Genomic DNA, 26,475 nt, shown 5'->3' with positions numbered 1-26,475 from the left:
ATTCACCCCCAAACTATGTATCCTCCCTCTCCTAGGGATAAAAAAAGGGAGTCTCTCCGCCGGCAAAGTCGTAGCTCCACAAGAGCCACTTTGCACGTCCTCGGAAAGACTCCCTTTATCCCCTCTCGTTATAGGACGAAGAGGGAGAGAAGAAAATCTAATTCTTAATCTAAGATTTAGATCAATACCCTATCCTCATCAATTGAAACTACGCCCTGTTCTGAAACGAGAAAAGGAATTTCGTAGTATTCAATGGATGTGCGTCCGGCATTACTCACGGTCTTCGCTTCTTTCTCAGTAACATGCAAAACGAAGCGACATCTACTCATTTCCGTTACATTATCAATCGAATAAGAGTCTACACAGTGGAACTTGAGACCTTCTGCTTCAATTATTTTTTTGGCATCCTCGATCTGCTTTGCATAGGTTTCCGGAGAGATGCCCTTTACGTCAACTGCGGGGATCTCAGAAAAATTGGGTTCCTCTGTATATGTTGTATATGCAGAAAGGTTGCTTGCAGATCCATCTACAAAGAAAACTTGATGCCATGCAGCTCCATCCTTATCCACCATCACTACCGAACAAGAATAAAGATCGTTGTCCAACTCCTTGCCCGGACGAGAATCTCTACCGAGATCTAGACTAACAAGCTTAAATTTGCTAGCATCCACCTTTTCTTCGATGATTCCTTGCACTTTTTCCCATGTCTCTTTAGTATCCGTAGGAACGCCTACAACACTAGAGATTGCATTACAAGCAGAGAGCAACAAAGCCACTGCGCTTACTCCTAAAACAGATAATTTCTTCATCATTTTATTCTTGTTTTTATCAGTAAAACTACTGCAAAGATAAAAAAAAGAAAGTGGAGTACCCCCTCTACAGAGCAGAAAAGACGAGAAACCTCCTCTTTTTGAGCCTACTAAAGCCCCGATAAAGAAAATAGAAATCCCCAATCACCCTTAGCAAAAAGGGTAATTGGGGAGAATCCTAAGAGGATATAAGAGAAACCTTTAGTCCAGCTTTGGACCAGCTTCTACAAGCGCCTTACCGGCTCCATTACCGGTAAACTTGGTAAAGTTCTTGATGAAACGTTCGCTCAAGTCGCGTGCCTTAGCATCCCACTCGGAGGCATCTGCATATGTATCGCGAGGGTCGAGGATTTTAGAATCTACCCCGGGAAGCTCTGTGGGAACGGCAAAACGGAAGTAGGGGATCTCCTTGGTGGGAGCCTTATCTATAGAGCCATCGAGAATCGCATCTATGATACCACGCGTATCCTTGATAGAGATACGCTTGCCCGTTCCATTCCAACCCGTATTTACAAGATACGCTTTAGCTCCAACAGCATTCATACGCTTTACAAGCTCCTGCCCGTACTTTGTAGGATGGAGGGAGAGGAAAGCGGCTCCGAAGCAGGCAGAGAAAGTAGGCGTAGGCTCCGTAACGCCACGCTCCGTACCTGCGAGCTTTGCCGTAAAACCAGAGAGGAAATAGTATTGCGTCTGCTCGGGAGTAAGGATCGAAACCGGAGGCAATACCCCAAATGCATCAGCCGAGAGGAAAATTACCTTGGTCGCATGCCCTGCCTTTGAAACAGGCTTAACGATATTCTCAATATGGTAGATCGGGTAAGAAACGCGGGTATTCTCCGTTACGCTCTTATCGCTAAAGTCAATCTTGCCGTTGGCATCTACGGTTACGTTCTCGAGCAAGGCATCACGACGAATCGCATTGTAAATGTCGGGTTCGCTCTCCTTGCTCAGGTTAATTACCTTGGCATAGCAACCACCTTCGTAGTTGAAAACGCCATCATCGTCCCAGCCGTGTTCGTCGTCGCCAATGAGCTTGCGCTTGGGATCTGTAGAGAGCGTTGTCTTACCCGTGCCCGAGAGACCGAAGAAGATAGCCGTCTCTTTGCCATCTTGGCTCGTATTGGCAGAGCAGTGCATAGAAGCACGTCCACTTAGCGGATTGAGGTAATTCATGTAGCTGAACATACCCTTCTTCATTTCACCCCCATACCAAGTATTGAGAATGATCTGCATCTTTTCGGTGAGGTTAAACACCACTGCCGTTTCGCTATTCAAGCCAAGCTCCTTGTAATTATCCACCTTAGCTTTGGAGGCGGTCAAGATCACAAAGTCGGGTTCGCCAAAGTTGGCTAGCTCCTCGGCTGTGGGGCGAATGAACATATTCGTCACAAAGTGAGCTTGCCAAGCCACCTCCATAATGAAACGAAGTTTGAGGCGTGTATTCTCATTAGCACCGCAGAATGCATCTACAACAAAGAGCCGTTTATTGGAAAGCTCGTTGGTAGCAATCTTTTTGAGCTCCGTCCAAGTCGCAGGAGAGATGGGCTTATTATCATTCTTGTACTCATCACTCGTCCACCAAATAGTATCGCGAGTGGTATCATCCAGCACAAAGAATTTGTCCTTGGGAGAGCGCCCTGTGTAGACACCGGTCATCACATTAACAGCTCCTAACTCGGTAAGTTGTCCCTTTTCATAGCCCGTAAGCTCAGGTTTCATCTCCTCGGCAAAAAGCGTGTCATAGGAGGGGTTATACAATACTTCTACGGGATCGAGGATATTGTACTTGCTAAGATCTATTTTACTCATAATCTGATTTTTATAAATTGAGAATTGTTTTATTTGTCGAAGTCAGCCAAACGCATATCGCCCTTCTCGGCAATAGCATGGTGGAAGGCGAAGCAAGCCTTGAGGTCGTGTGGGGTCTGTCCGTTTTTCGTACGCTCTAGATATTCGTTAAGTAGGGGTCGATAATCGGGATGTACACAGTTGTCTATGATACAACGAGCACGCTTGCGAGGAGACAAACCTCGTAAGTCGGCAATCCCATATTCTGTTATGATTACCTTCACAGAGTGCTCACTGTGGTCGAGATGCGACACCATGGGCACGAAGGCACTGATCTTGCCATCTTTTGCCGTGGAGGGCGTTGTGAAGATGGAAAGGTAGGCATTGCGCGTAAAGTCTCCCGAGCCACCAATCCCGTTCATCATACGGGTCCCATTTACGTGGGTAGAGTTAATATTCCCAAAGATGTCGGCTTCGAGGGCGGTATTGATCGTGATAACACCAAGACGGCGCACAATCTCGGGATTATTAGAATACTCTACAGGGCGAAGCAACAACTTGTCTTTGAAGAAGTCGAGATTGCCGTATATTTCTTGGATTACAGAGCGACTTACCGATAGAGAGCAACCACTGGCAAAGCGAACGCGCCCCTTTTTCATCAGCTCGATTACCGAGTCTTGTATCACTTCTGTGTAAACATCAAAAGTAGGAATACCCTCATTATCGCCCAAAGAGCCAAGCACGGCATTTGCCACATTGCCCACTCCACTTTGGATTGGGAGGAACTCTTTGGGAATGCGCCCGGCTACTAATTCGTCATGCAAAAAGCGAGCAACATTTTCGCCAATAGCCTTAGTCACATCATCGAGAGGGGTAAAACTCCCCTCATCGTTGGGTTCACTCGTCTCCACAATAGCCACTATTTTATCGGGATCTACCTTAATAAAAGGTCGCCCTACCCGATCACTGGGTTTGTAGATGGGTAATTCTTTGCGACAGGGGGGATCAAGAGGCTCTGCAATATCATGCATACCCCGAATTGCCGCCGGATGACGATCGTTGAGCTCTACGATAATTTTCTTTGCCAAGCGGCATATAGTGGGCAAAATCCCCACACCCGAAGTAGGAACGATTTCCCCCTCGGGAGTAACCTCTGCAGCCTCTACAATGGCAACATCGATATCCCCATAAAACCCATAACGCAGGTCTTGCGCAAGAGAGGATAAATGCAAATCTGTATAGTCTGTTTCCCCAGAATTGATAAGGGATCTAAGGTCTTTATTAGATTGATAGGGAGCACGAAAACGCACCGCCTTGGCACGTGCAAGCATACCATCTAGGCGGTCACCTGTGGAAGCTCCCGTAAAAACTCCGATTGAAAAGGGACGCCCCGCTTTATGCTCTGCCTCAGCACGTTCGGCAATTGCTGCGGGTACTACCTTGGGGCATCCGGCAGGGGTAAAACCACCAAAGCCCACATTAAAACCATCTTGAACGAATGCTGCCGCTTCTTGGGCAGTCATCTTTTTTTTCTCCATAGTCTGATACTTTCCTATATGTCTCCCCACGGGAAAACTTTTTTAGCCACTCTCTTAGTAGCTATATTCTATTTCTATGCGCTCTCTTTCGTACATTTGTAGCCGAATATGAGCACTCAAAGATACATAGTATTCAGCAAAGGCTCTCTATCCAAGGCCAATTATTTTCTCTTTGGGCCCTATCGGAGGGCCAAAACATGGCATTTTGTTCTATTTCTTTCAGGTTTTCTATCTCGAAAAGACATCCAAAGGTTCTTTCGTATAGCGATCAAAAGGGCGAACTTCCCAGCTCACCCTTTCGACATAACCAAAACCTTAACTATGAAAAATCTTACTTTTCCGCTGCAAAGGTAATAACTTTCTATAAACCAGCAACGGAATTTCTCTAAAAAAGAATCCTTTCGTAAAATAATAATAACACTACCCATAAGCTGTCTTTCAAAATGCAAAAAGACGAATCTCTCCAGACTACAAAGAAGATCCATATAGAGACCTATGGTTGCCAAATGAACGTGGCAGACTCCGAAGTCGTTGCCGCAATCATGGAAACTGCGGGTTATGAAATGAGCGACTCTCCCGACAATGCAGATGCCATTCTTATTAATACTTGTAGTGTAAGAGAGAACGCCGAAAAAAAAGTTCTCAACCGACTTGAGCATTACAATCAACTCCGCCGCAAACATGGCAAACCCTCTATAATAGGAGTGCTGGGCTGCATGGCAGAGCGTGTGCGGCAAGAACTGATAGAGAAGCATGGCGCCGACATTGTGGCAGGTCCCGATGCGTACAACGATCTCCCCAACCTCTTCGCTGCCGTAGAAACAGGGGAGAAAGCAATAAACATAGATCTATCTCGCACAGAGACCTACCGAGATGTAATTCCGCTCAAGCTCGCAGGGCTACATATTACCGGCTTTGTGTCCATCATGCGTGGATGCGACAATTACTGCACCTATTGCATCGTTCCCTACACTCGCGGACACGAGCGAAGCCGTGAGGTAGAGAGCATTTTGCGAGAGATTGATCACATGGTAGAGCTGGGCTACCGGGAAGTAACCCTCCTCGGACAGAATGTAAATTCGTACCGAAGAGAGGCTGCAACACCCGATGTCCCTCCATTCGACTTTGCAGATTTATTGCAAGCCGTAGCAGAGCGCGCCCCCAAGATGCGCATCCGATTTACAAGCCCTCATCCCAAAGACATGAGCGACAAGACCCTTGCCGTAATGGCTCGTTATCCCAATATCTGCAAGCAAATACATCTACCCGTACAGAGTGGTAGCAACCATATCCTCAAGCAAATGAAACGCGGCTATACCCGAGAATGGTACCTCGATCGCGTGCGAGCCATCCGAGAGGCCATGCCCGATTGCAGCATCGGCACTGACATGTTTTGCGGATTTTGTGGCGAAAGCGAAGAGGACTTCCAAGAGACGCTACGACTGATGCGAGAGGTCGCTTTCGATAGTGCTTTCATGTTTAAGTATAGCGAACGCCCCGGCACATTCGCAGCCAAACACCTCCAAGACGACGTGCCCGAGGAGACCAAGATACGTCGTCTCAATGAGATGATTGCATTACAAAACGAACTCAGTCTCGCCTCCAACAAACGTGATATTGGGAAGCAATTTGAGGTACTCGTGGAGGGCACGAGTAAGCGATCTCGAGAAGAGCTTTTCGGGCGTACATCACAGAATAAAGTGGTAGTATTCCCCAAAGAGCAGGCTCGTATTGGGCAATTCGTAGTCGTAGAAATACACGATGCCACAAGTGCCACATTGCTGGGGAAAGAGGTACATTTGCCCCAAGAAGAGTTACCTAACACACCCTAAACTCGCTTTTGGTTATGAGCATTTCCATCTCCGAGCATAGTATTACAGAGTTTGTCCGCTGGGCAGATTACCTCGGCACCTTTGCCTTTGCCATCAGTGGAACCCGTCTGGCTGCCGCCCACAGATTCGATTGGTTTGGCGCGTTTGTTATCGGACTTGTAACGGCCGTTGGTGGAGGCACTATCCGCGATGTTATGCTCGACCTCCCCGTCTTTTGGATGATAGAGCCCTCTTATATACTCATTGCCACCCTAGCGCTATTTGTTACCATAGTGCTCCGCCATTGGCTCGTGCGGATCAATAACACCGTATTTATCTTCGACGCTATCGGCTTGGGGCTCTTCACGGCCGTAGGCGTTGCCAAGAGTTTGCATGCCGGACTACCTTGGTGGATTGCCCCTGTAATGGGTACTGTAACAGGCTCTTTTGGCGGGATATTACGAGACATTCTTATCAACGAAGTCCCCCTGATCTTCCGTAACGACTTCTACGCCATGGCTTGCGTGATAGGCTCTTTTGTCTACCTTGGCATACTATACTTGGGTTGGTCTGCCCCTGTTGCCCAAGCGGCAACAGCCCTCACCGTAATGATCTTGCGAATCCTTGCAGCGCACTTCCACTGGAGTATCCCCGCGCTAAAACCCCATCTAGACGACCCAACATCTAAGAAATAATCAACCCATATCCCCTTTATTATGAGTAACAAAAAAATCCTTTTACTCCTCGTGAGTTTTATTACAGTTCTCTGTAGTAGCCAACAATCCTTGGCACAGATCAAACTCACGCCCTTGGACGAAAACGCCTTCGCACAGAGCAATCTTCAACTCGTGCTTGACGGCAACAAAGAGGTTGCCCTACTCTCTAGAGAGTGTGTTGTACTCAATGGGAAAGCAAAGATCATGCAACTCGTTTACCTCCCCAAAGCAGATCGTACAATAGACTTCTCTCAAGCCTATATTGTACTAGGCGAAGTTGGGATAATTAAATTTTTGGAAGATGGAACTGTCACCGCCGACCTTTTTGATCAAACGGGGCGAGACGGGTTCTTTATTTCCCAAGATGGTCAATGCGGTTATACCCCTATACCCGATGCAAAAGATGCCACCCTACGCCCCTATATCCTAGAGGATAAACGTGGAGACGAGATGGAAACTTATGCTCTAGTAAAACTCGGGAATAAAATATGGATGCGCGAAAACCTACGCACCGCCCTATTCCAAGATGGTACTCCCATCAAGACCGGCCTTGACAAGAAAGAGTGGGAAGCCACAAAGGCTCCGGCCGTAACTTACTACGATGGCGACGCCTCTAACCGCGCAGCAATGGGCGCACTCTATAACTGGTATGCCGTAACTGAGACTACAACGCCACTCGCGCCTAAGGGCTGGCAGGTTCCCTCCGCCGATGATTGGAGGGCTGTTGTCAAATACCTTGATCCCAACGGATTTATGCCCGATGAGTACGACAATCCCTCAATCCTCTCTCTAACCGCCGGAGAGATGCTCAAGAGCAAGGAGGGCTGGACCCACTCGCCCACAGGCAAACCGGAAGACATTGTGGTGGGGAACAACCTATCTCAACTCGACATTAAGCCCTTCGGTAGCACCTCTACGAGTAAGTATTTCAACGGCTATTCGGGCAAGGGGCTTCAAGCCTACCTCTGGAGTTGTACACAGAGTGACTATGAAGCCACCAAGGGCGAGTTCTTCAGACTATTCTGGGATCAGAAGGTGGCAAACTTCTTCTTCGAAGATAAGTTTATGGGCTACTCCGTTCGTTGTATCCTAAATACCCCTATCCAACTTACCGAGGCACAGCCAATTGACCCCACAGCTCTCACCTTGAGCGTGGCAACGGCAGGCTCACTCGCCTCGCAACTCTCCGAAGATCATAAACAATCGGTGAGTAAACTCACACTAAAAGGTTCGCTTGATGCTCGTGACTTTGCCGCCCTCCGCCAGCTCTCCAAACTCAACGAACTGACTCTCGAAGAGGTAAAGATCGAAGCCTATCGAGGGGATGGCGGCCCCATTGCCGGAGTCAAAAAATATCCCGAAGACGAGCTCCCTACCGAGAGCTTCAAGGGGAATGTTACACTATCCTCCTTCAAAGCAACGGGAGAGATTAGCTCTCTAGGCGCTAATTGCTTCGAAGGTTGTGCTCATCTAAACCAAGTAATGCTCCCAAAAGGTCTTACTGAGTTTAACGGCAGTAACTTCAAGAACTGCACATCCCTTCAGACTCTCACACTGCACGATGGCATCACAGATCTTGGAGCTTCTACCTTCGAAGGCTGTAGCTCGCTCGCTAGCATTACACTTCCTAGTGAGATAGAAGAACTTGGAGACTCGCTATTCAAGGATTGTAAATCGCTCACCTCTATAACTATCCCCGATAGCGTTATCTCTATCGGCATGAGTGCCTTTGAGAACTGCTCTGCACTAACGCAAATTGAGCTCCCCGATGCCGTAGAGACCCTTGGCATGTTTGCGTTCCAAGGTTGCACGGCCCTCCAGACGGCCACCCTCGGCAATGGAATCTCCGAAGTAGACTATGGAACATTCCTCGGAGACTATGCCCTCAAGAGCGTAACACTACCCGAAAACCTAGAGACAATCGGCGCATTTTCGTTCCAAGGATGTACGGCACTAAAGACTCTTACAATACCCCAAAAGGTTAAGAAGATTGCCAATGGGGCCTTCCGTAGCACAGCTATTAAATTCACCCTTCCCGAGGGCTCTCTATTTGAAGTAAAGGACGAGATGCTCCTCAGCAAAGATGGGAAAACGATCTACTACGTACCCAATACTTTCAGGGGCGAAGTGGTAATTCCCAATGGCATAGAGACCATCAATGGAGCTGCTTTTGCCGACTGCAAAGGCGTATCTAAGGCACATCTTCCTGCTTCTATCCGTGAGATTAAACTCATGGCTTTTGAGAACACCTCGCTTTATCAGCTGACCCTAGATGTTGTAAATCCCTCTGACATAAAACTTGGAGAAGATGTTTTTGGTAAAACGATGGACTATTCCCGCTGCGAACTTTTTGTTCCCGAAGCCTCCGTAGAAGCCTATAAAGCGGCTGAACCTTGGAAGAGATTCACAATCAAAGCCTCTACGGCTCTCTCATCTCCTGCCTCGGATTTCTTCCAAATTAGCCTCGAAGGACGCACCTTGCAGCTCTACACATCACAAAGCTCTTCATTCTCGATCTTCTCTACAGATGGGGAAATGCTTCTGCAAGGCTCTCTACAAACAGGTAGCAACCCAATAGACACGGCACAGCTACCCAACGGGGTTTACCTCCTGAGTGTAGGAAAGAATAGCCAACTCATCCTACTACCCTAAGACGGCTCCTTGAGCAGTACTACCAAGCCCTCTGCCCTCCGACCTTGTGAGCGCAGGGGGCTTTCTCTATCCCGACCTCCCCTTCGGATAAAAAGAAACCGCCCAAGGATTGCTCCTTAGGCGGCTCCGAAAAGTCTTCTTTCCCTCAGCTGGGGGAGAGAGTCTTTACTTAACGCTGGCAGAAAGTTTGCGGCGTTCTTTGATACGTGCTGCGCGACCCATACGATCACGGAGGTAGTACAACTTAGCACGACGCACCTTACCATGCTTTTCTACTGTGATGTTTTCGATAAAGGGGCTATCGTAAGGGAAGATACGTTCTACACCTACTTCGCCAGAAATCTTGCGAACGGTGAAACGACGCTTCTCACCATGGCCACGGAACGAAATAACCGTTCCACGATACTTCTGGATACGTTCTTTGTTACCTTCTTTGATGCGATACTCAATAGTAATAGTATCCCCAACGGTAAACTTAGGATGCTCTTTACCCGACTTAAATTCGTCGTTGACCAACTTAATGAAGTCCATACACTCTTTCTTTTTTAATTAGTACTCTTACCAAACGCAATGTAACGAGCTGCAGAAGAAGTGCCCCAATCAGGGAAACCCATCGTCTCGCCAGAGATTGCGCAAAGCCCTGCAAAGGTACAACATTCCAACCAAATAATTCACCTACTAGGAACAACAAACGGAGAGAAACAACTATTTTTGCGAAAGGATTAAAATAGAAATACAACCAAACAACATGAGCAAAATTAAATCTATTATCCTTGGAGGCTTTTTTGCCTCCTCCCTACTGCTAACTAGCTGTAGCACGCTATTGAGTCTATCGGACTCGTACACCTTCTCTAGAGCAAAGCTTGGCATGACCCGCGAACAAGTCTATAAACAAACGCGTTTGCGCCCCGTAAAGGTTGCCAAGCACCTTGACAAGGATGGTTCGGAAATAGAAGTCCTTTACTTCAAGACACTGATGAATGAGTGGGATAAAAGCGCAGCTCACATCTATGCTAACCAACGACTTGTTTTTCGAAATGGCAGACTTATAGCCGTGGAGCAGGGCGAGGAACAAATCGTGTACAAGCACATTTCAAATAATGGAGTAGGCATCTCTGTTGGAGTGCAGTAGAGAAACAGCCTCCTCACCTTCTCCCATAGGTGATAAAAAAGAACCCTCTCCTACCGCAAGTGGTAAGAGAGGGTTTCCCTTATATAATAGGTTCAAAGCTTAGTTTGTACCGAGGAAGCCCAAAAGCACCCCGGCGGCAAGAGCCGATCCGATAACCCCGGCTACGTTGGGACCCATGGCATGCATGAGCAGGTAGTTGGTGGGGTCGTACTCAAGCCCTAGGATCTGAGAGATTCGAGCCGAGTCGGGCACTGCCGATACCCCGGCATTACCAATAAGAGGATTGATTTTGCTCCCTTTCTTCAAGAAAAGATTCATCACCTTTACAAAGAGCACTCCCGCACAGGTGGCAATTACGAAGGAGAGAGCACCCAGCCCGAAGATCTTAATCGAATTGAGCGTTAGGAACTCCGTTGCTTGCGTTGAGGCCCCAACCGTTACCCCAAGTAGGATGGTAATGGTGTCGATAAGGGGACCCTTGGCCGTATCGGCAAGGCGTTTGGTCACACCACTCTCCTTGAGCAAATTACCAAAGAAGAGCATACCCAAAAGAGGAAGCCCCGAAGGTACCAAGAAGGTTGTAAGCAAAAGGCCTACAATGGGGAAGATAATCTTCTCTGTTTTAGAGACGGCACGCGGAGGCTTCATTCGTATCAAACGCTCCTTCTTTGTGGTAAGAAGGCGCATGAAGGGGGGCTGAATAATCGGTACCAATGCCATATAGGAGTAGGCAGATACCGCAATAGCTCCCATAAAATGAGGGGCGAGCTTAGACGAAAGGAAGATAGCCGTAGGCCCGTCTGCCCCACCGATGATACCAATAGCCCCTGCTTCGCTGGGAGCAAAGCCCCAAAGAAGAGCAAGCATATAAGCCCCAAAGATACCAAACTGCGCTGCCGCCCCAATGAGCATGAGCTTGGGATTGGAGATAAGAGCCGAGAAGTCGGTCATCGCTCCGATGCCCAAGAAAATAAGAGGAGGATACCAGCCCTGCCGCACCCCTTGGTAGAGGATATTGAGCACAGAGCCCTCTTCGTAAATACCGATCTGCAGACCTGCATCCTTAAATGGGATATTGCCGATGAGCATACCAAAGCCAATAGGGATGAGTAGTAGGGGCTCAAATTCGTAGCGAACGGCTAGGAAAATGAAGAGAAGCCCTACAGCCAGCATCACCCAGTGCCCTGTGGTTGCATTGGCAAAACCTGTAAAGGAGAGGAAAGTCTCAAGATTATCGACGAGGAAACTACCGAAACCCATGATTGTTGTTACGTTTTATTTATACTGAGAGGTGATCTTACCCAATCACCACAATGTCTGTACCCTCGAGTATCGACTCTCCTTTTTGTACTTTTACTTCGAGCACCTTACCTTCGCGGTCGCTATTGATGTTGTTTTCCATCTTCATAGCCTCTAGCACAGCTACTTTCTGACCACGTTTTACTACGTCGCCCACTTGTACTACCACATCAAGGATTACCCCTGGTAGTGGAGCCTTGATACCGCCCTTGCTACCGCCACCGGCAGAGGGAGCCGAAGCCTTAGGAGCCGAAACCACCGGGGTTACTCGCTTCACTACGGGACGGGGAGTTTCTTTTTTCTCGGTAAGCAGCTCTACTTGGTAGGTAGTGCCATTTACCTCTACTTCTGCCTCTTTTTCTTCGAGTTTATTGAGCTTAACGGCATACTCATTGCCGTTGATTTTGTATTTGAATTCTTTCATTTTGCAGAGTTGTCTATCTCTCTAATAATAATTTCAATGCTCCTTGATGGAGGGAACGCTACGCACGATCTGACTTTTAAGTGCCCAAGCTGACGCGACAGAGGGTCTCCGTATGGTAAGGCGCATATCCGTAGTATCGTGCATGTAATCTGCAAGAGACTCCGTAAGAGCCAAGCCAATTGCGGCAAGCACTTCTGGAGAGGGAGTGGTAGGAGTTTGTTTCATAATAATATTATCTTCCGGCAACTGAGGCGCGACGAGGTACCCCCGAGACGCGCTGATTAAAGGCCTTATTGCTCCAACCCGAGGGGGCGTGAGACTGTGTATGCGTGATGGTTATCAGACCACTTTCTTGGTCGTGCATACCACCGGCAGCCTCATAGAGAGCCATACCAATAGCTACGGCAACCTCGGGAGACATTCCATTTTTTTGGGTAGGAGCTACCACTTTCTTAGGAGCATTTTCACGCCTTCTATTACGTGCCGAGAGGTGTTGCGAAAATTTCCCTACCCCCTTAAAGCATAGATAAAGCACGGCGAGGCCAAAGAAAACCACGAGCATAGCCGTGATGGTCATCACAATGCCAGAGGGGTCTTCTGCGAGAAGTTCATTAGCCTTAGACTCGCTCTGAGCCAGCAGCGATAGGCTCGAAAGGACTATCGCCGAGGCTAGTATAGAGCAACGTCTTAGTAAGCGATTTACTTGCATAATCTCTGTGGAAAGGAATCGATCAAAGAGGCAAGTTGTCGTGCTTCTTGGCGGGGAGGCTCTGACGCTTAGTGCGGAGTTGCTCCAACGCCCGAATGATGCGGAAGCGCGTATTGCGTGGTTCGATCACATCGTCGAGGTAACCATACGATGCCGCCGTATAGGGATTGGCAAAGGCACGACGATATTCTTCTTCCTTCTCTAGGGCAGCCTTAGCAGGATCTTCTGCGGCAGCCACTTCTTTAGAGAAGACTACTTCTACCGCACCCGAGGGCCCCATCACGGCAATTTCTGCACTAGGCCAAGCGTAGTTTAGGTCGCTACGCATGTGCTTCGAACCCATTACAATGTAAGCCCCACCATACGCCTTGCGAAGAGTTACTGTTACCTTGGGCACGGTAGCCTCGCCATAAGCATAAAGGAGTTTAGCCCCATGTGCAATTACGGCATTGTACTCTTGCCCCGTACCCGGGAGGAAGCCCGGTACATCCACGAGGGTAACAATAGGGATATTGAAAGCGTCGCAGAAGCGAACAAAGCGAGCTGCCTTGCGAGACGAGTTGCTATCCAAGCTACCGGCCATCACCTGAGGTTGGTTGGCTACAATACCAGTACTCATACCATTAAAGCGTGCAAAACCCACAATAATGTTGCGAGCGTAATCGGCATGTACCTCAAGGAATTCTCCATTATCCACCACAGCCCCAATCACTTCGTACATATCGTAGGGACGGTTGGGCTCATCGGGGATAATCTCGTTGAGGAGATCTTCTTTACGATCTACAGGGTCGGTACACTCTACGAGAGGTGCCTCTTCCATGTTATTTTGGGGGAGATAGCTCAAGAGGCGACGGATAAGCTGGATACCATCCTCTTCGGTATCTACGGCAAACTGAGCCACACCGCTCTTGCCGGCATGTATATCAGCTCCACCAAGCTCCTCTTGGGTTACATCTTCGCCCGTTACGGTCTTTACCACTTTTGGTCCCGTGAGGAACATGTAGCTCGTACCACGCACCATTATATTAAAGTCTGTAAGAGCAGGAGAATACACGGCACCACCGGCACAAGGGCCAAAGATTCCCGAGATTTGGGGGATCACACCCGAGGCGAGGATATTGCGTTCGAAGATTTCGCCAAAGCCACAGAGGGCGTTTACTCCCTCCTGAATGCGTGCACCACCCGAGTCGTTAAGTCCGATTACAGGTGCGCCCACCTTCATGGCAAGATCCATCACTTTACAGATCTTCTGTGCGAGCATTTCTCCCAAGGCTCCACCCAATACGGTAAAGTCTTGTGCGAATATATATACGAGTCGCCCATCTATGGTACCACTCCCCACTACTACGCCATCGCCAAAAAACTTCTTTTTGTCCAAACCAAAATTGGTAGAGCGATGGAGGGCAAACATATCGATTTCTTCAAAACTACCCTCGTCTAGTAGCATAGCAATGCGCTCTCGAGCGGTGTATTTACCCTTGGCATGCTGTGCTTCGATGCGCTTTTCGCCACCGCCGAGGCGAGCCTCTTCGCGCTTAGCGATCAGTTCTCTCGTTTTTTCTAATTGTTGACCCATATGATTATCTCTAAAGTGTTTATTCGTTGTTTTATTTGTCTTTTCCGTCGCACAACTCTAGCAACAAGCCATGTGTGCTCTTGGGATGAAGGAAGCCGATATTAAGCCCCTCTGCCCCACGGCGGGGTTGTTTGTCTATAAGTTGCACCCCTTTTTCTCCGGCTTCGGAGAGGGCAACGCCGGCATCGGGCGTAGCAAAAGCGATGTGATGAATCCCCTCGCCTCGCTTCTCTAAGAACTTAGCGATGGGACTATCTTCGCTTGTGGGCTCAAGTAATTCCAGTTTAGTTTCTCCAATTTTAAGGAAAGCCGTACGTACTTTTTGGTCGGCTACTTCTTCTATGTTATAGCACTTGAGCCCTAAAGTTTCTTCAAAAAAAGGAAGAGCTTCTTGGATACTCTTAACGGCTATACCCAGGTGTTCGATATGTGATAGATCCATATGCTACACTTATTAATTTGCTTCTTTTTATAGGGGCACCCCCTCTGTGGCAAGAGAGGTGAGACACCTATATCTCGGTGCAAATATAGTAATAATACGCTAGCCAATGAATATATTAGGGAAAAATAGGGAGTTAGAATGAGAATTCCGAGGGCTTATAGCTAAGAAAAACACCCGTAACCATCAGATTTATACGCAGTAAGGAGATAAATGCACACCAACCCTATTTTGGTGCAGATATACACCCCTAAGGGAATAAAAAAGATACCCCACAGAGCTTTTCTCAACTCCATGGGGTATATGCTATATAGGGAAGAGAGCGCCTCCGGAGCAGGCTTAGCGCGACTTGCTCATAGAGGAGACTCTCTACCTCATAGTAGAGGGGAATTAATTACCTCCAACTCCTCCGGGGGCACCTCCAACTCCTTGTTTCTTTTCGCTACTCATCAAGTCCTTATTCTCAATGGTGCGGCTTACCTTGCGAATCGAGTTCTTGAGGTTACCAAAACTATAGCTGATTGAGACACCCGTAGATAAGCCATAGTTGCGAACATGGGTCTCACCTTTGAATGAAGGAGACGACATAGCGATTCTGAGATCATACCAAGGAGAGAAAGGATTGCTAATCCATCCTGAGACAGTTAATCGCTGTTTGAGGAACGACTTGCTCACACTCAGGTGGTGCCAAGACCCCCAGAAGCTCTTTAGGTTGATCGTAGGAGGTTGGATAAATATGCCTGCATTTACTCCTAGACTCCAATTCTTGGGAAGGGTAAACGTCGCACCCATGAAGCTGTTACCTCCCAGCCCTTTCATCACGGTATTGCCATAATTGTCTTTCCCATTAATCTTAATACCACTAGCATCTAGGGTTACAAAGTTTAGATTACTCTGCAGATAGAGACGTACCCACGACGCCGGCACATACTGCGTAAAGATGTTAAAGCCCAAAGAACGCATCTTACCCTTATCCGTATATGTCTGGTGTAAAATACGATTCCCCTTGTCGTCAAGTTGGCTAAAGAAGTACTCCTCTACTTTATTGTTGCTGAATTGGTAGCTGGCACTTAGCATGAGCGAGAACTTCTGCGTATAGTGCGAATAGGTAGCATCTAGGGCATGTACTCTCTCGTTGGAGAGGTTTTCATTTCCATACTTCACCTGTAGGGGCGACACCTGCTCACGGTAGGGATTGAGCTGGGTAATGCTGGGGCGTTGTATGCGGTAGTTGTATCCTAGCTTCAGTTGGTCTGCATCGGCAAGAGTCCATGTAGCAATAAGCTGTGGCACTACATCCAAGAAGGTGTGATGCAAATTAGCTTTGAGTTCTTTGGCAAACTCTACGTTTTGTACGCCATACTCGGCGCGAGCTCCGGCTACGAGATTGACATTACCTTTGCGGTACGTGACATTACCATAGGCTCCATAGATATTTTGCTTATATGCCATGGGAGAGCCACTAATACCCAAATGCTGCCCAAAGAGACTCCCAACGACCCATTCATTGCTGATTTTATCCAAGACCTTAAACACAGACTCGGTTGCACCCAAACGGAATATACTCTTAAGCCCTGCCTCTACCTTCCACTTATCGCCAAAGGGACGAACGTAATCGATCTGGCCGGTATGCTCATTAAAAGCAGCATCGGTTTGGGAGAATTGTCGATTGGTCTGCAGAATGCTCTCGGCATTCGCCGGGTCGAAGATTTTCTGATCAGTAAGAACCTCGCTATGATTGGGAGTATGAACCCATTGGTAGGAGAGGGTCAGGGACTCACCCTTTAGAGCCGTGGTATGCTCGTAGTCGAGCCGAGTTTCGAGCGTTGTGGAGCTACTCTTGGTATCAGCCCTCAACCCATCCTTGGCAAGCAACTTGCCCGAGGGGTCTTCGGTGCGTGTGGTGGTAATATTCACCCCCGGGGTGTTATGGCTAGAGAGATCCACATTCAACGATAAGAGGTTGCGCTCATTGATGTCGTAGGTGAGGTTCAATCCCCCCATGTGGTAGCCATAGCGACTTTTATTGCGCTCCACTGTATTCTCGCTGGTAAGACGGATACCCGTATCACGATAAGTAAGGACTGAGGTATTGAGCATCGGCATCATAGAGAAGTTGTACACCCCTCCGTGATAGTTGGCAGTAACCCCAAACTTACCGACCTTGCTGGTGAAAAATACATTCCCACCCCCACCGGGTTGTATGATAGAGCCATCTACTCCTATCTGTGCCTGATACCCCTCAAAAGAGGTTTGTTCCGTGATAATATTGAGGATGGCACCGACCCCTTCAGCCTCATATTTTACCCCCGGCTCTGTGATTACCTCCACCGACTTAATAGTAGAAGCTGGAATGCTACGGAGTACCTCCTTAGGATTTGAGGAGATCATTTTAGAGGGCTTACCATTGAGGTAAATACGGAAATTCTTCGACCCCTTAACGCTAACATTTCCCTCTCCATCCACCGTTACAAGGGGTACCTTTCGGAGCATATCTCGGAGGGACTCAGCCTTGCTCAAAGGGTCATCCTTTACATTATAGGCAATGCGATCGGCATCAAGACGTACCAAAGGACGAGCAGCCGTAACGGTTACTTCTGCAAGATTTTCGGCATCGTCGGCCATAAAAAGGCGCAACATACCCATACTTTTTACTTTGCTGTAAGGGAGTATCTGGGATTGCATCTTCTTGCCTACAAAAGAGGCTTCTACCTTGTACTCATTGGCCACAGGTACAGATATAGCAAAACGCCCTCCATCGTCGGTAAGCTGCCGTAGAGCACTCCCCTCCTTCCCCTCCTCAATAGGGGTGAAAGAGACTGCTGCAAAGGGTACCGGCTCACGGCTAAGGCTATCCAATACCATGCCTCGCAGCAGGTGATTATTTTGGGCTCCGGCTCCACCGATAGCAAAGCATAGAGCCAACAAAAAACTCAAGCATAAAAACCTATTTCTAGGCTTCTCAATAGAGTACGATCTCATAATAACAAGTGCTTTTTTCTTTTCGCTCCTCCTACATCTCAAGGTGAGTACCTAGGAGAAGCTTCCATTATCTCTAATTTAACTAGTCATGAACAGAAGAGGGGCGGAAAGCTTCGCTCAGCCCTCCGACGCCTCCAACGGGGCAAATGTACGATAATTCAACAAAAAACCTAACAAATACCCCTCTGACTCAAAGGAAAACGTCCGATTCAGTAAGAAGCATCTATGCAAAACGAGCTCTCCTCCCTATTTCCCCTCTCTTCATCAGGCTCTAAAATCTCAGCGCGTGAAACACTCAAAAATCACTGCCCTATACTTTTTTCTTTTCCGGGCAGGATTTTTCTATTTCACAGGCAGGAAGTAAAAATTTTTAGGGCAAAGTGCCCCCACAAAATCAGCCTAAAGAAAAATGGAAATAGCGTGGCCACCATTTGACATCTAGCGACAAACAAAGAGTCCCCTCGCCAATAGCCTAAAAAGCACCCCTCTAAAGGGATAGTAGCCGTGCATATGGAAATAGTATAAAAGTACTGCATACATGTTTTTCGTATTGATAAAAGATAGTTATAGAGTTTTACCTACCTTTGTCTCGTCACAAGCGAACATCTAATTCCGTAGGATTGGCTTTGAGATATATTTGTAGACAAGAGTGCTAGCGAGCAAACCCTCTACAAAGGGGAGCAGACCCCTAACTCATAACTTCCGATAGTAGAAGTAGTTCCTTTTTTGACATAGTACTAATTTTAATTCTCACAAGAGGAATGAACATCTATCTAGGTAACCTTAATTTCAAGGTAAAGGCTGAGGATCTTACCGCCCTCGTGCAACAGTATGGAAGCGTAGCCAATGCTCGCATCATTACAGACAGAGAGACAGGTCGCTCTCGCGGTTTTGGATTTGTAGAAATGGACGACGAAGAGGCTTTGGCTGCCATCGAAGCCCTGAACGAACAGGAGTTTATGGGACGTAAACTTGTTGCGAAACAAGCAGAAGAACGCCCCGAACGCGCTCCTCGTCGCTAACGCACTATCCCATCCCCCTTCGTCTACACGGAGGGGGATTCCCATGAAAAACAGAAGTATTAGAAGCGCAGGCGAACAAAGTGCACCCCGGAGAGCACAGCAACTTGGTTGCGTAGAGCCTGAATGCGAGGGCGCGGAGCCTGTACAGTAAACTCCGCATCAATCAAACCTCCCTTTGTTTGGATATTGTAACTCAGCAGCGTAACGGAGGTATTATTCTTGACAAGAGAAATCAACCTAGAGACCAATTCCACACTATCGATAGCCTCTACATAAAGGTGGGCTTTGGGTTGCGTAGAGCCTAACCCACTCCACTCAGCCGGGAGTAGTTTGTCGGGGTTATTTTGCATCAGATAGGGCACATTGGGACAGCTCTTGCGGTGGATACGAATCCCCGAGCGAGAGGGATAAGCCACGATAGCATCCCCAAACTGTGGATTACAGCACTGAGCGAGCGCGTAATCAACACCATTGAGACTTTCGTCCATAATCACCACGGTACCGGCACCACGCCCGGCAACGGTATTGTCTTGCCCGGGGGTATCCCCCGTTTGCACGGCTTCGTAGGTGAGGGGGATGGTCAATGTTCCCTCCTTGGCAGCTGTTTCCAAAGTCGTGTATTGGGCATTGTAACGACGTTGGTACTCTTCTAAAACATGATTTAGATCCAACTTGCCGTCGGCCACATCGCGGAAAAACTCGTTAAGTGCGGCATAGCCCATTTTGCGCGTGAGCTGATTGAATAGACTCTCATCCCAAGTAAGGTGCCTATTGCGGAAGCGGCGTTCGAGAGTAGCACGTGCTTCGCTAAGCCCTCGCTCGCTCCGTTCTCTTAGTTTCTGGCGGATTTTATTTTTGGCTGCAGAGCTAACAACGATCTGTAACCAGTCTTCCCTCGGGTATTGATTGCGGTTGGTTGTCACACTTACCGTATCCCCATTCTGCAACAGAGTGCGCAGAGAGGCATTCTTGCCATTGACCAGAGCCGCTACCGCCGTAGCCCCCACATTGGAGTGAATGGCGAAGGCAAAATCGAGTACTGTAGCCTTTGGGGGAAGTTTTTTCAGCTCTCCTCGGGGGGTAAAAACAAATATCTCTTTGGGGGCTCCTAGGCTGTACTTCTCGTTTTCGTCCGTAGAGACATTCGCTTTTGTCTCCAGCATTTTACGCACCGAAGTAAGCGTTTTGTCCAGTTCTCCCTCACTCTTAAGACCCTTATAACGCCAGTGGGCAGCTACCCCTCGCTCTGCCACCTCATCCATACGTCGCGTACGGATTTGGATTTCTATGAAGCGACCTTCGGGCCCCTCCACGGTGATTTGGAGGGATTCGTAGCCATTGGCCTTGGGTGTGGTAATCCAATCTCGCAGACGCTCTGTATCGGGCGTGAATTTGTCCGTAATCAAACTATAGCAGTACCAGCAGGCTTCGTGCTCCTCCCGAGGAGGGGCTTCTATAATGATGCGCAAGGCGGTAAGGTCGAAGATATTATCGAAAGAAACCCCCTTCTTCTGCATTTTGTTGTGGATGGAGCTAATGCTCTTGGTGCGGGATTTTATCTCGTAGCGCCATCGCTTGGTACCACTATCAATGCACTGCCTAAGGAGGGCAACAAACTTTTGCAAGTATTCTTCGCGTGCACGTTTGGTCTCTCCCAGCATCGATTTGATGGCATAGAAAGATTCGGGTTGCGTGTATTTTAGGTATAGATCTTCCAGCTCTCCCTTGGCGGCATAGAGCCCGAGTTTGTGCGTTAGAGGGATAAAATAACTATTCACCTCCTCGGCTTGCTCGCGACGCTTCTCCTCGGGCAGATATTTTTTAGCCGTGCGCATCCGATAGAGGCGGTCTGCAATGATCAGAAGCAGTACGCGCACATCTTCGGCCACCGTGAGCAGCAGTTCGCGAAAGAGAGAGTCCTCCACATGGGAGCGACGCATATAGATCTGAGCCGTCTCTCGTATGCGAGCAATAAGGGATACAGTCCCCTCCGGAGTAAACTTCGCCACCTCCTCCGGCGTAAAAAAGCCTTTGTAAACAGCCCTATAGAAGAGTACTGCCGATAGCGATACACTACTGAGATTAAACTCCTTAGATACAATAAGGGCTACTTCGAGCTGACGAAGAAGCCCGTTGTAGCCAAACTCATCTCGGGCAAAACAGCCCTGTTTCACTAAAAAAGTGAGCCGCTCCCGATACACCGACGGGGGGACTTGGATATGCGGTAGCCCCCTCAGCTCTCGGTACAGCTCCAGCAAGCGAGCCTTTTCTTCTCGGGAGAAATAATTCTCTTCTTGCGGAGGGGTGGGATTAAGTTTCCCCTCGGGAGTAACATCTATCGGCTGCATATACTTTCCTTTCTTCTCTGGGGAAGAAGGAGAAGCGACTAAAACTCGTCGATCTCTTCCATCCCTGCCACTACATAAGGACGCACCAAGTCGTGAGGCTTTATCACCTCGTCGTTCCACTCAATAAGGTCTATATCAAGGGGGATAATTCCCTCTTCGTCATCATCCGGATCGCGCCCGAAATCTTTCTCTATCGCCTTGAGGCGAGAGCAAAAGTCCTCACAAGACTCACCGGTAGGGATCATGGCGACCAAGTTTAGAAAGGGCTTAGTGCCCTCGGGTAGGTCTATGGGTTCGGTAATCTCGGGTGTGGAGAAGCGGCTCCCCGGGTACGAAGATTGCAGTAGCTGGGTAACACTATTGATATTATTCGTTCGATCTTTGTTGCTACCTATGCTAATAATGGCTTTGTTTGTCATTGCTATAATAATGCGCTCTCTAGTCTAAATGGATAGGGATTACTTACGATTGTTGTGCTGGATACGCACCGACTCTTCATGTATAAGGGTCATAAGTTTTTTTACGAAGGAGGGATCAAGCCCCAGGCTCTCAGCCCACGAGGTACACTCTGCCAGGTTGGCCTCAAATTGCGCCTCCTGCAAGACGGGGATATCGGCACGTCTCTTTAGTTCTCCAATGCGAGTAGCAACGATCATACGATGCGCCAGATTGGAAATAAGAAGATTGTCCATCTCGGCAAGAGTGGCTCGGTAAGACATGAGACGTATATCCTCTATCCGAGTTGCCTTACTCCTTATTACGAGATTATCTATTATGGTTTTAAGCTCAGATGGGGTAACCTGCTGACGAGCATCCGTTAGGGCTTTGGCAGGTTGGATATGACTCTCGATCATCAAACCTTGGAAGCCAAGATTCAATGCCTTTTGGCTCACAGCCTGAATAGCTTCTCTGCGCCCCGAAATATGGCTTGGGTCACAGATAAGAGGGATATCGGGCAATTCGTTTTGGAACTCAAAGGCTACGCCCCAATAGGGAGCGTTGCGGTAGTCTATCTTGATGGCAGGGGGAGGGGGGAATCCTCTGAAGATGGCAGAAATGTCCGTAATACCCACTTGCCAAAAACGCTCAATGGTACCGATCCACAACTGCAGGTCGGGGCACATTGGGTTTTTAATCATAAGGGGGATATTAGACCCTCGGAGCACTTCGGCAATCTCCTGTACAGAGTGAGGATTTGTAGAGGTGCGGGCTCCAATCCAGAGCACATCCACCCCGGCCTCTAGGGCAGCCTCGGCATGCCTATAGGTACAAACTTCGGTAGTAGTGCGGTAGCCAAATTTTTCTTTTACCTCTGCTAACCAAGAAAGGCCTTCGATGCCAATTCCTTCAAAACCGCCCGGTTTGGTGCGAGGTTTCCAGATACCGGCTCTGAAGAGATCTATTCGGAGCGGTTGCAAACCCTCGGCCGTAGCAAGTAGCTGCTCACGGCTTTCTGCACTGCAGGGGCCTGCAATCAGGCGGTATGATCGTGGCTCTGTAGGCTCTTCCGGCAAGGGAGAAGGCTTCGGGGAAGGTGCGGATTGTTCGTTCATCATTATTCCTATAATGTCTGATAAGATGCCAGCTCGTTTTCTAGTATCGACGTGTAGTGCCGCGCAATCTCATCACGTGCAAAGGTAGCAATATACTCTCTATTAGGCTCCACTGTATGGGTATAACCCAACGATTTCCACTGCTCATAGTAACGACAAATGTACTCAATTATTTCGGAAGCCTCGCCGGCGGGGCAGCCTCCTCTTGCCCTCTTTAGTATCTCCTCCCCAATCGCCTTATCGCCCATAACCATAAGGATAGGCTTTTCCATGGCAAGTGCTTCGAAAATCTTTGTTGAGACGATACCATGCGCTCCGTGCCGCGTTTCGGGCGTTCCCAACATGAGTACCATACTGCTCTGCTGCAACAAATGCGGCACCCGAACAAAGGGCTGCATACTATGAATCTGCTGCAGAGAGGCCACAAAGGCGGGGAAACGACTCAAACACTCCTCAATAAGTTCTCGCGACTGCTCATCTACATACCAAGCCACCTCTAGCAACCCCTCTTCTATAATTGGGCGCAAAGCAACACTACTCAATGCCTCAAAAAGAGGAGTAGGATTGGAGCGAGCAAGGGTCAATAATCGCCCTGTAAAAAGGAGGGTAAAGCGAGGCGTTCTCTCCGGCTCCCGAGGGTAAAAGAGGGAGCGATCATAACCATTATAGAGCACCTCCACCGGTACCCCTTTTGAGGCTTTTTGCAGGACGCTCTGATGCCAAGGGGATACGGTGACAATCTTTTGTGCCGACCGAAACGCCCGACTCCGCTGGCGGATATACTGATGTTTTAGAAGAGAAAGGAAGAGTTTTTTGGGCAATGATTTTTGTCCCTTGTGGGTAGGAAGGAACTCGTAGCGAGGGTATTGCTCTACAATATCTCGCGAATCCATCACTACGGGTAGATGGTACTTTTTGGCAAGTTGTGCAGCCGTACCATGAGGGAAGGTGCGGTACGAAAAAGAGACAATCAGGTCGAATTCGTCCATCTTCAGTAGCTCCTCAAGAGCCACCCTAAAGGCGCGTTCTTTGGTAGAGAAGAAGGCTTCTCCGAGGGACTCCCACACGCTATACGACTTCCTCAGAGGTATGCGGTACGTGGGGCAAAGATCCTCCATTCCCTCGAAGACCTTGCCGTGCCCTGAGTTATTCCATTGCTTAATATCCTCAGTAGCCACCACCACTTGCCACCCCAAAGAGACCCAATAGCTCACTAGAGAAAAGACGCGTGGTGCAAAATGGGGTGGGTAGAGATCGGCTAGTACAAGAATACGTCGGGACATGGTATAAGCTCTTCTAGAGGTTTTTCTTCCGCTGTGTCACTTTCTTCTATGCGCAGGATGATACGCAATAACTCGCGATAAAGTCGAGAGTGATAGGGGTGTACCTCTTTGGCTAGCAGGTCATTATGGAAAAGCAAATTAAGCTCTCCATTGTATTTTGCGGTTGCAATGAGCAACTGATAACTGTACGTTAGAGCATCGCGTGCGCCTAGTCCCATATATTTAGTACGGTCTAGCGAACAATCCATTAGCGTAAGCGGATGCAACACGAGGTTGGTAATGGTACCGGTAGAGGGCATGATGTAGTGAATCGGGCGGCAGGTACCCAAGCGGAAGCCCGCAACATCGGGGTAGCCCATTGAGTAATCGTCTAGAATGCCTGCATTGAGGAGGTATAAAAAATCCTCCGGCTCACGAGCTGCCAAATAGTGATAACGAGCGTGCGTAATGCTCTTCTTGAGATCGTGCTCCAGCAGATGCAACTGATGCTCAATGCGCTCGGGATGAAGAGATCCCTCCATAGGGATATGGAAAGCCTCCTCTACTCCATACTTACGGGCATAGAGATGTACTCGACGGGCAGCTCCATGCGTAACGCGGTAGTTGGGACGATCCTCGGGTTCCTTGCTCGGTGTTTTGTAGAAAAACAGCGTCTTGCACTTCCCTTTTGGAAGCCTACGCTCTACCTCTCGGTTCCATTCCAAAAAACGATCGAAGGTAAAATAACGATCGCTTAGTAGGGAACGGAAAGCCAATTGATAGGCATTCCATAGACTCTTATGCTCCTTTACGTAAGCACGAAAAAGGCTACGCACGCCATGGTATTCGTATGGACAATCAATATCGTGCGTGAGGTGGACTCGAGCAAACTTACGAGGGATAGAGGGGATTTCTAGCTTGGAATACTCCTCTTGACCGCTCTCTCGAAAAGCACTTTGCAGCAAAGAGCGGAGTTGCTCTCCATACTCCTCCACAATAGGGCGGTGCAAGAAACCGGCTCGATAGGGGAGGCTTTTCTTCCCCGGGAAACGCCCGTAGGCGTCGCGCTCTGTGCGGCGGTACATCTCCTCGTAGCGCGAAACAAGGTAATATGCAGAGGCTACAATATCGGCATGAATCAGAATAGGACCTCCGGCATATGCCCTCGTTACGCAAGGGGTACCAAAGAGCAAAGGAATACCCTCCCACTCCAAAAGCGGAAGTTTGGGATCTGCGGCATCTGTACCATACACCCCTACGTCAAAGAATCCGGAGGGCATGATCACCACCTTGTAGCGCGACATCTCGGCAAGATTGGCTGTATAACCCACCGCATTGGTGAGCTTCCCCGGCAACTCCTCTTCCCTCAAAAGGAAGGAGATAATATAGCGAGCAATTTTATCTGTGCGCATGGAGCTGTCTGTAATGGTAGGCTAAACGCAACCTCTGCACGAGGGATAGGGAGCCTTTACTTATCCGATAAAAGGGATATTGCTCCCCATAAAAAGAACGGAATACCGCCTCAACGCCCTGCAACATAGAGCCCTCAAAATCAAAATGGGTTAGGTGGCAACGTACCAAGGCAAGCATGGTAGAGTGAATCAAATAAGCAGGAGCCGCTTTGTGCTCTTTGCCCCCAACGGATGCGGAGGCTATGAGATAACCGGTGGACCCCTCGTAGGGAGTAAAACCGGCGGCAAGGAGATCGCCCTCCTTAGAATAGATGGTAGGCAGAAGCCCTTGCCCACGACTCATCGCAACATCCACCGTATGCTCTAGAGTTGAGAGGAGGTGATGGGCAAGCCCCTTTTTGCGGTAAAGCGTATGCGAGAGGCGTAGTAAATCTTCGGGAGTAGAGGCCTCTTGGTATTGATACCCAAGCTGTTTTGCCAACGTGATTTTGTGCCGTATATCCCTATTTTCGCTCGCAAGAAGAGCCTTTTCGTCCTCGGGCAACCGCCTAGCATATGAGTAGCGAACAAAAGAACTATACCCCTGCCAATAGTAGGGCAACCAGTCTGTAAAGGATGTGGGGAAGGGTACTTCAAAATACTTGAATTGCGGCATGGCCACCACAAACGCCATCGTTATCTTGCGTCTCTGCACAAAGATTCCATGCTGACTTTGGGGAGACCCCTCGCCACCCTCCCCCTCAGGAGAAAAGTAAATCCCCCCTACTTGCGTGTAGGGAGGAGATATGGCCACCCCTCGCACGGGGGTATATAAAGGGAAAACGGCGAGTACTCGACCATCATCGGAGAGGGCACACCAAGGCTGCCATTCCTTGGCACCACCTGTTACGGCATCGAGCCACCAAGGATGGTAATATAGAGGGACGGTCTCTGCCTGCTCGGCAACAAACGTCTCATACTCAGTGCGACTGGTAACGATAGTCACCTTCTCCACAAAGCT

Annotated in this window: 22 protein-coding genes; 5 read left to right on the top strand and 17 right to left on the bottom strand. The window is 48.6% G+C overall.

Features of this window, described 5'->3' with window-relative positions; all coding sequences use genetic code 11:
• Positions 1 to 176 precede the first annotated feature (176 nt).
• The 3 genes from ACTTHR_RS01785 to ACTTHR_RS01775 form a co-directional block, all read right to left on the bottom strand.
• Positions 177 to 812 (bottom strand): hypothetical protein, encoded by a 636-nt coding sequence (locus ACTTHR_RS01785; RefSeq protein ID WP_442604964.1) that lies wholly within the window; start codon positions 810 to 812, stop codon positions 177 to 179.
• Between the two features lie 198 nt (positions 813 to 1,010).
• A complete protein-coding gene (gene pckA, locus ACTTHR_RS01780; RefSeq protein ID WP_442604963.1) occupies positions 1,011 to 2,621 on the bottom strand; it encodes a phosphoenolpyruvate carboxykinase (ATP) in 1,611 nt (536 codons plus the stop codon).
• A 29-nt stretch (positions 2,622 to 2,650) separates the two neighbouring features.
• On the bottom strand, positions 2,651 to 4,138 hold the full coding sequence (locus ACTTHR_RS01775; protein ID WP_442604962.1) for an acetyl-CoA hydrolase/transferase family protein: 1,488 nt from the start codon (positions 4,136 to 4,138) through the stop codon (positions 2,651 to 2,653).
• A 443-nt stretch (positions 4,139 to 4,581) separates the two neighbouring features.
• Here ACTTHR_RS01775 and miaB point away from each other — a divergent pair, with 443 nt between their 5' ends.
• Genes miaB through ACTTHR_RS01760 form a run of 3 tightly spaced genes read left to right on the top strand, consistent with a single transcriptional unit; the run spans position 4,582 to position 9,317 of the window.
• Positions 4,582 to 5,970: a tRNA (N6-isopentenyl adenosine(37)-C2)-methylthiotransferase MiaB gene (miaB, locus tag ACTTHR_RS01770; protein ID WP_442604961.1), complete on the top strand. Its 1,389-nt coding sequence runs from the start codon at positions 4,582 to 4,584 to the stop codon at positions 5,968 to 5,970.
• Positions 5,971 to 5,984: 14 nt separating this feature from the next.
• Positions 5,985 to 6,644, top strand: a complete 660-nt coding sequence (locus ACTTHR_RS01765; RefSeq protein ID WP_004332262.1) for a trimeric intracellular cation channel family protein — start codon at positions 5,985 to 5,987, stop codon at positions 6,642 to 6,644.
• A 21-nt stretch (positions 6,645 to 6,665) separates the two neighbouring features.
• Positions 6,666 to 9,317, top strand: coding sequence for a leucine-rich repeat protein (locus ACTTHR_RS01760; RefSeq protein WP_442604960.1), 2,652 nt, complete (start codon positions 6,666 to 6,668; stop codon positions 9,315 to 9,317).
• A gap of 165 nt (positions 9,318 to 9,482) precedes the next feature.
• On the opposite strand, the gene rplS is transcribed toward ACTTHR_RS01760, so the two are convergent.
• Positions 9,483 to 9,848 carry a 50S ribosomal protein L19 gene (gene rplS / locus ACTTHR_RS01755; RefSeq protein WP_004332247.1) on the bottom strand — a complete coding sequence of 122 codons (366 nt, stop codon included), beginning with the start codon at positions 9,846 to 9,848 and terminating at the stop codon, positions 9,483 to 9,485.
• A 217-nt stretch (positions 9,849 to 10,065) separates the two neighbouring features.
• Here rplS and ACTTHR_RS01750 point away from each other — a divergent pair, with 217 nt between their 5' ends.
• Positions 10,066 to 10,449, top strand: coding sequence for a hypothetical protein (locus tag ACTTHR_RS01750; protein ID WP_314824702.1), 384 nt, complete (start codon positions 10,066 to 10,068; stop codon positions 10,447 to 10,449).
• Positions 10,450 to 10,548: 99 nt separating this feature from the next.
• Here ACTTHR_RS01750 and ACTTHR_RS01745 read toward each other — a convergent pair whose 3' ends face one another.
• The 7 genes from ACTTHR_RS01745 to ACTTHR_RS01715 all read right to left on the bottom strand — a co-directional run bounded on the left by ACTTHR_RS01745 (position 10,549) and on the right by ACTTHR_RS01715 (position 17,833).
• Entirely contained in the window at positions 10,549 to 11,709 is a 1,161-nt protein-coding gene (locus tag ACTTHR_RS01745; protein WP_442604959.1) for a sodium ion-translocating decarboxylase subunit beta, read from the bottom strand.
• Between the two features lie 37 nt (positions 11,710 to 11,746).
• Positions 11,747 to 12,172 carry a biotin/lipoyl-containing protein gene (locus tag ACTTHR_RS01740; protein ID WP_004331992.1) on the bottom strand — a complete coding sequence of 142 codons (426 nt, stop codon included), beginning with the start codon at positions 12,170 to 12,172 and terminating at the stop codon, positions 11,747 to 11,749.
• A 33-nt stretch (positions 12,173 to 12,205) separates the two neighbouring features.
• Positions 12,206 to 12,397, bottom strand: a complete 192-nt coding sequence (locus ACTTHR_RS01735; protein ID WP_004332205.1) for a hypothetical protein — start codon at positions 12,395 to 12,397, stop codon at positions 12,206 to 12,208.
• 7 nt (positions 12,398 to 12,404) lie between these two features.
• On the bottom strand, positions 12,405 to 12,881 hold the full coding sequence (locus ACTTHR_RS01730; protein ID WP_442604958.1) for an OadG family protein: 477 nt from the start codon (positions 12,879 to 12,881) through the stop codon (positions 12,405 to 12,407).
• A gap of 22 nt (positions 12,882 to 12,903) precedes the next feature.
• Positions 12,904 to 14,457, bottom strand: a complete 1,554-nt coding sequence (locus ACTTHR_RS01725; protein WP_004332160.1) for an acyl-CoA carboxylase subunit beta — start codon at positions 14,455 to 14,457, stop codon at positions 12,904 to 12,906.
• Positions 14,458 to 14,488: 31 nt separating this feature from the next.
• Positions 14,489 to 14,899: a methylmalonyl-CoA epimerase gene (gene mce, locus ACTTHR_RS01720; RefSeq protein WP_304284802.1), complete on the bottom strand. Its 411-nt coding sequence runs from the start codon at positions 14,897 to 14,899 to the stop codon at positions 14,489 to 14,491.
• Positions 14,900 to 15,286: 387 nt separating this feature from the next.
• Entirely contained in the window at positions 15,287 to 17,833 is a 2,547-nt protein-coding gene (locus ACTTHR_RS01715; protein WP_442604957.1) for an outer membrane beta-barrel protein, read from the bottom strand.
• 806 nt (positions 17,834 to 18,639) lie between these two features.
• On the opposite strand from ACTTHR_RS01715, the gene ACTTHR_RS01710 reads away from it, so the two are divergent.
• On the top strand, positions 18,640 to 18,900 hold the full coding sequence (locus tag ACTTHR_RS01710; protein WP_276774184.1) for an RNA recognition motif domain-containing protein: 261 nt from the start codon (positions 18,640 to 18,642) through the stop codon (positions 18,898 to 18,900).
• Positions 18,901 to 18,959: 59 nt separating this feature from the next.
• On the opposite strand, the gene ACTTHR_RS01705 is transcribed toward ACTTHR_RS01710, so the two are convergent.
• Genes ACTTHR_RS01705 through ACTTHR_RS01680 form a run of 6 tightly spaced genes read right to left on the bottom strand, consistent with a single transcriptional unit; the run spans position 18,960 to position 26,460 of the window.
• The gene (locus ACTTHR_RS01705) at positions 18,960 to 21,248 is read right to left on the bottom strand and encodes a RelA/SpoT family protein (RefSeq protein ID WP_442604956.1); all 2,289 of its coding nucleotides are present in this window, start codon (positions 21,246 to 21,248) and stop codon (positions 18,960 to 18,962) included.
• Positions 21,249 to 21,286: 38 nt separating this feature from the next.
• Positions 21,287 to 21,667 carry a 2-amino-4-hydroxy-6-hydroxymethyldihydropteridine diphosphokinase gene (locus tag ACTTHR_RS01700; protein ID WP_004332215.1) on the bottom strand — a complete coding sequence of 127 codons (381 nt, stop codon included), beginning with the start codon at positions 21,665 to 21,667 and terminating at the stop codon, positions 21,287 to 21,289.
• Between the two features lie 39 nt (positions 21,668 to 21,706).
• Positions 21,707 to 22,804, bottom strand: coding sequence for a bifunctional 3-deoxy-7-phosphoheptulonate synthase/chorismate mutase type II (locus ACTTHR_RS01695; RefSeq protein ID WP_442604955.1), 1,098 nt, complete (start codon positions 22,802 to 22,804; stop codon positions 21,707 to 21,709).
• Positions 22,805 to 22,809: 5 nt separating this feature from the next.
• Positions 22,810 to 24,084 (bottom strand): glycosyltransferase, encoded by a 1,275-nt coding sequence (locus ACTTHR_RS01690; RefSeq protein WP_442604954.1) that lies wholly within the window; start codon positions 24,082 to 24,084, stop codon positions 22,810 to 22,812.
• Positions 24,060 to 25,475: a polysaccharide deacetylase family protein gene (locus ACTTHR_RS01685; protein ID WP_442604953.1), complete on the bottom strand. Its 1,416-nt coding sequence runs from the start codon at positions 25,473 to 25,475 to the stop codon at positions 24,060 to 24,062. The genes ACTTHR_RS01690 and ACTTHR_RS01685 overlap by 25 nt, the downstream gene beginning before the upstream one ends.
• Positions 25,462 to 26,460: a hypothetical protein gene (locus ACTTHR_RS01680; protein WP_442604952.1), complete on the bottom strand. Its 999-nt coding sequence runs from the start codon at positions 26,458 to 26,460 to the stop codon at positions 25,462 to 25,464. The genes ACTTHR_RS01685 and ACTTHR_RS01680 overlap by 14 nt, the downstream gene beginning before the upstream one ends.
• Positions 26,461 to 26,475 lie beyond the last annotated feature (15 nt).

This window comes from Porphyromonas endodontalis (assembly GCF_052173515.1).
Classification (GTDB): domain Bacteria; phylum Bacteroidota; class Bacteroidia; order Bacteroidales; family Porphyromonadaceae; genus Porphyromonas; species Porphyromonas endodontalis_A.
The sequence above is the reverse complement of the archived record's forward strand: the minus strand, read 5'-3'. Positions and strand labels throughout refer to the sequence as shown.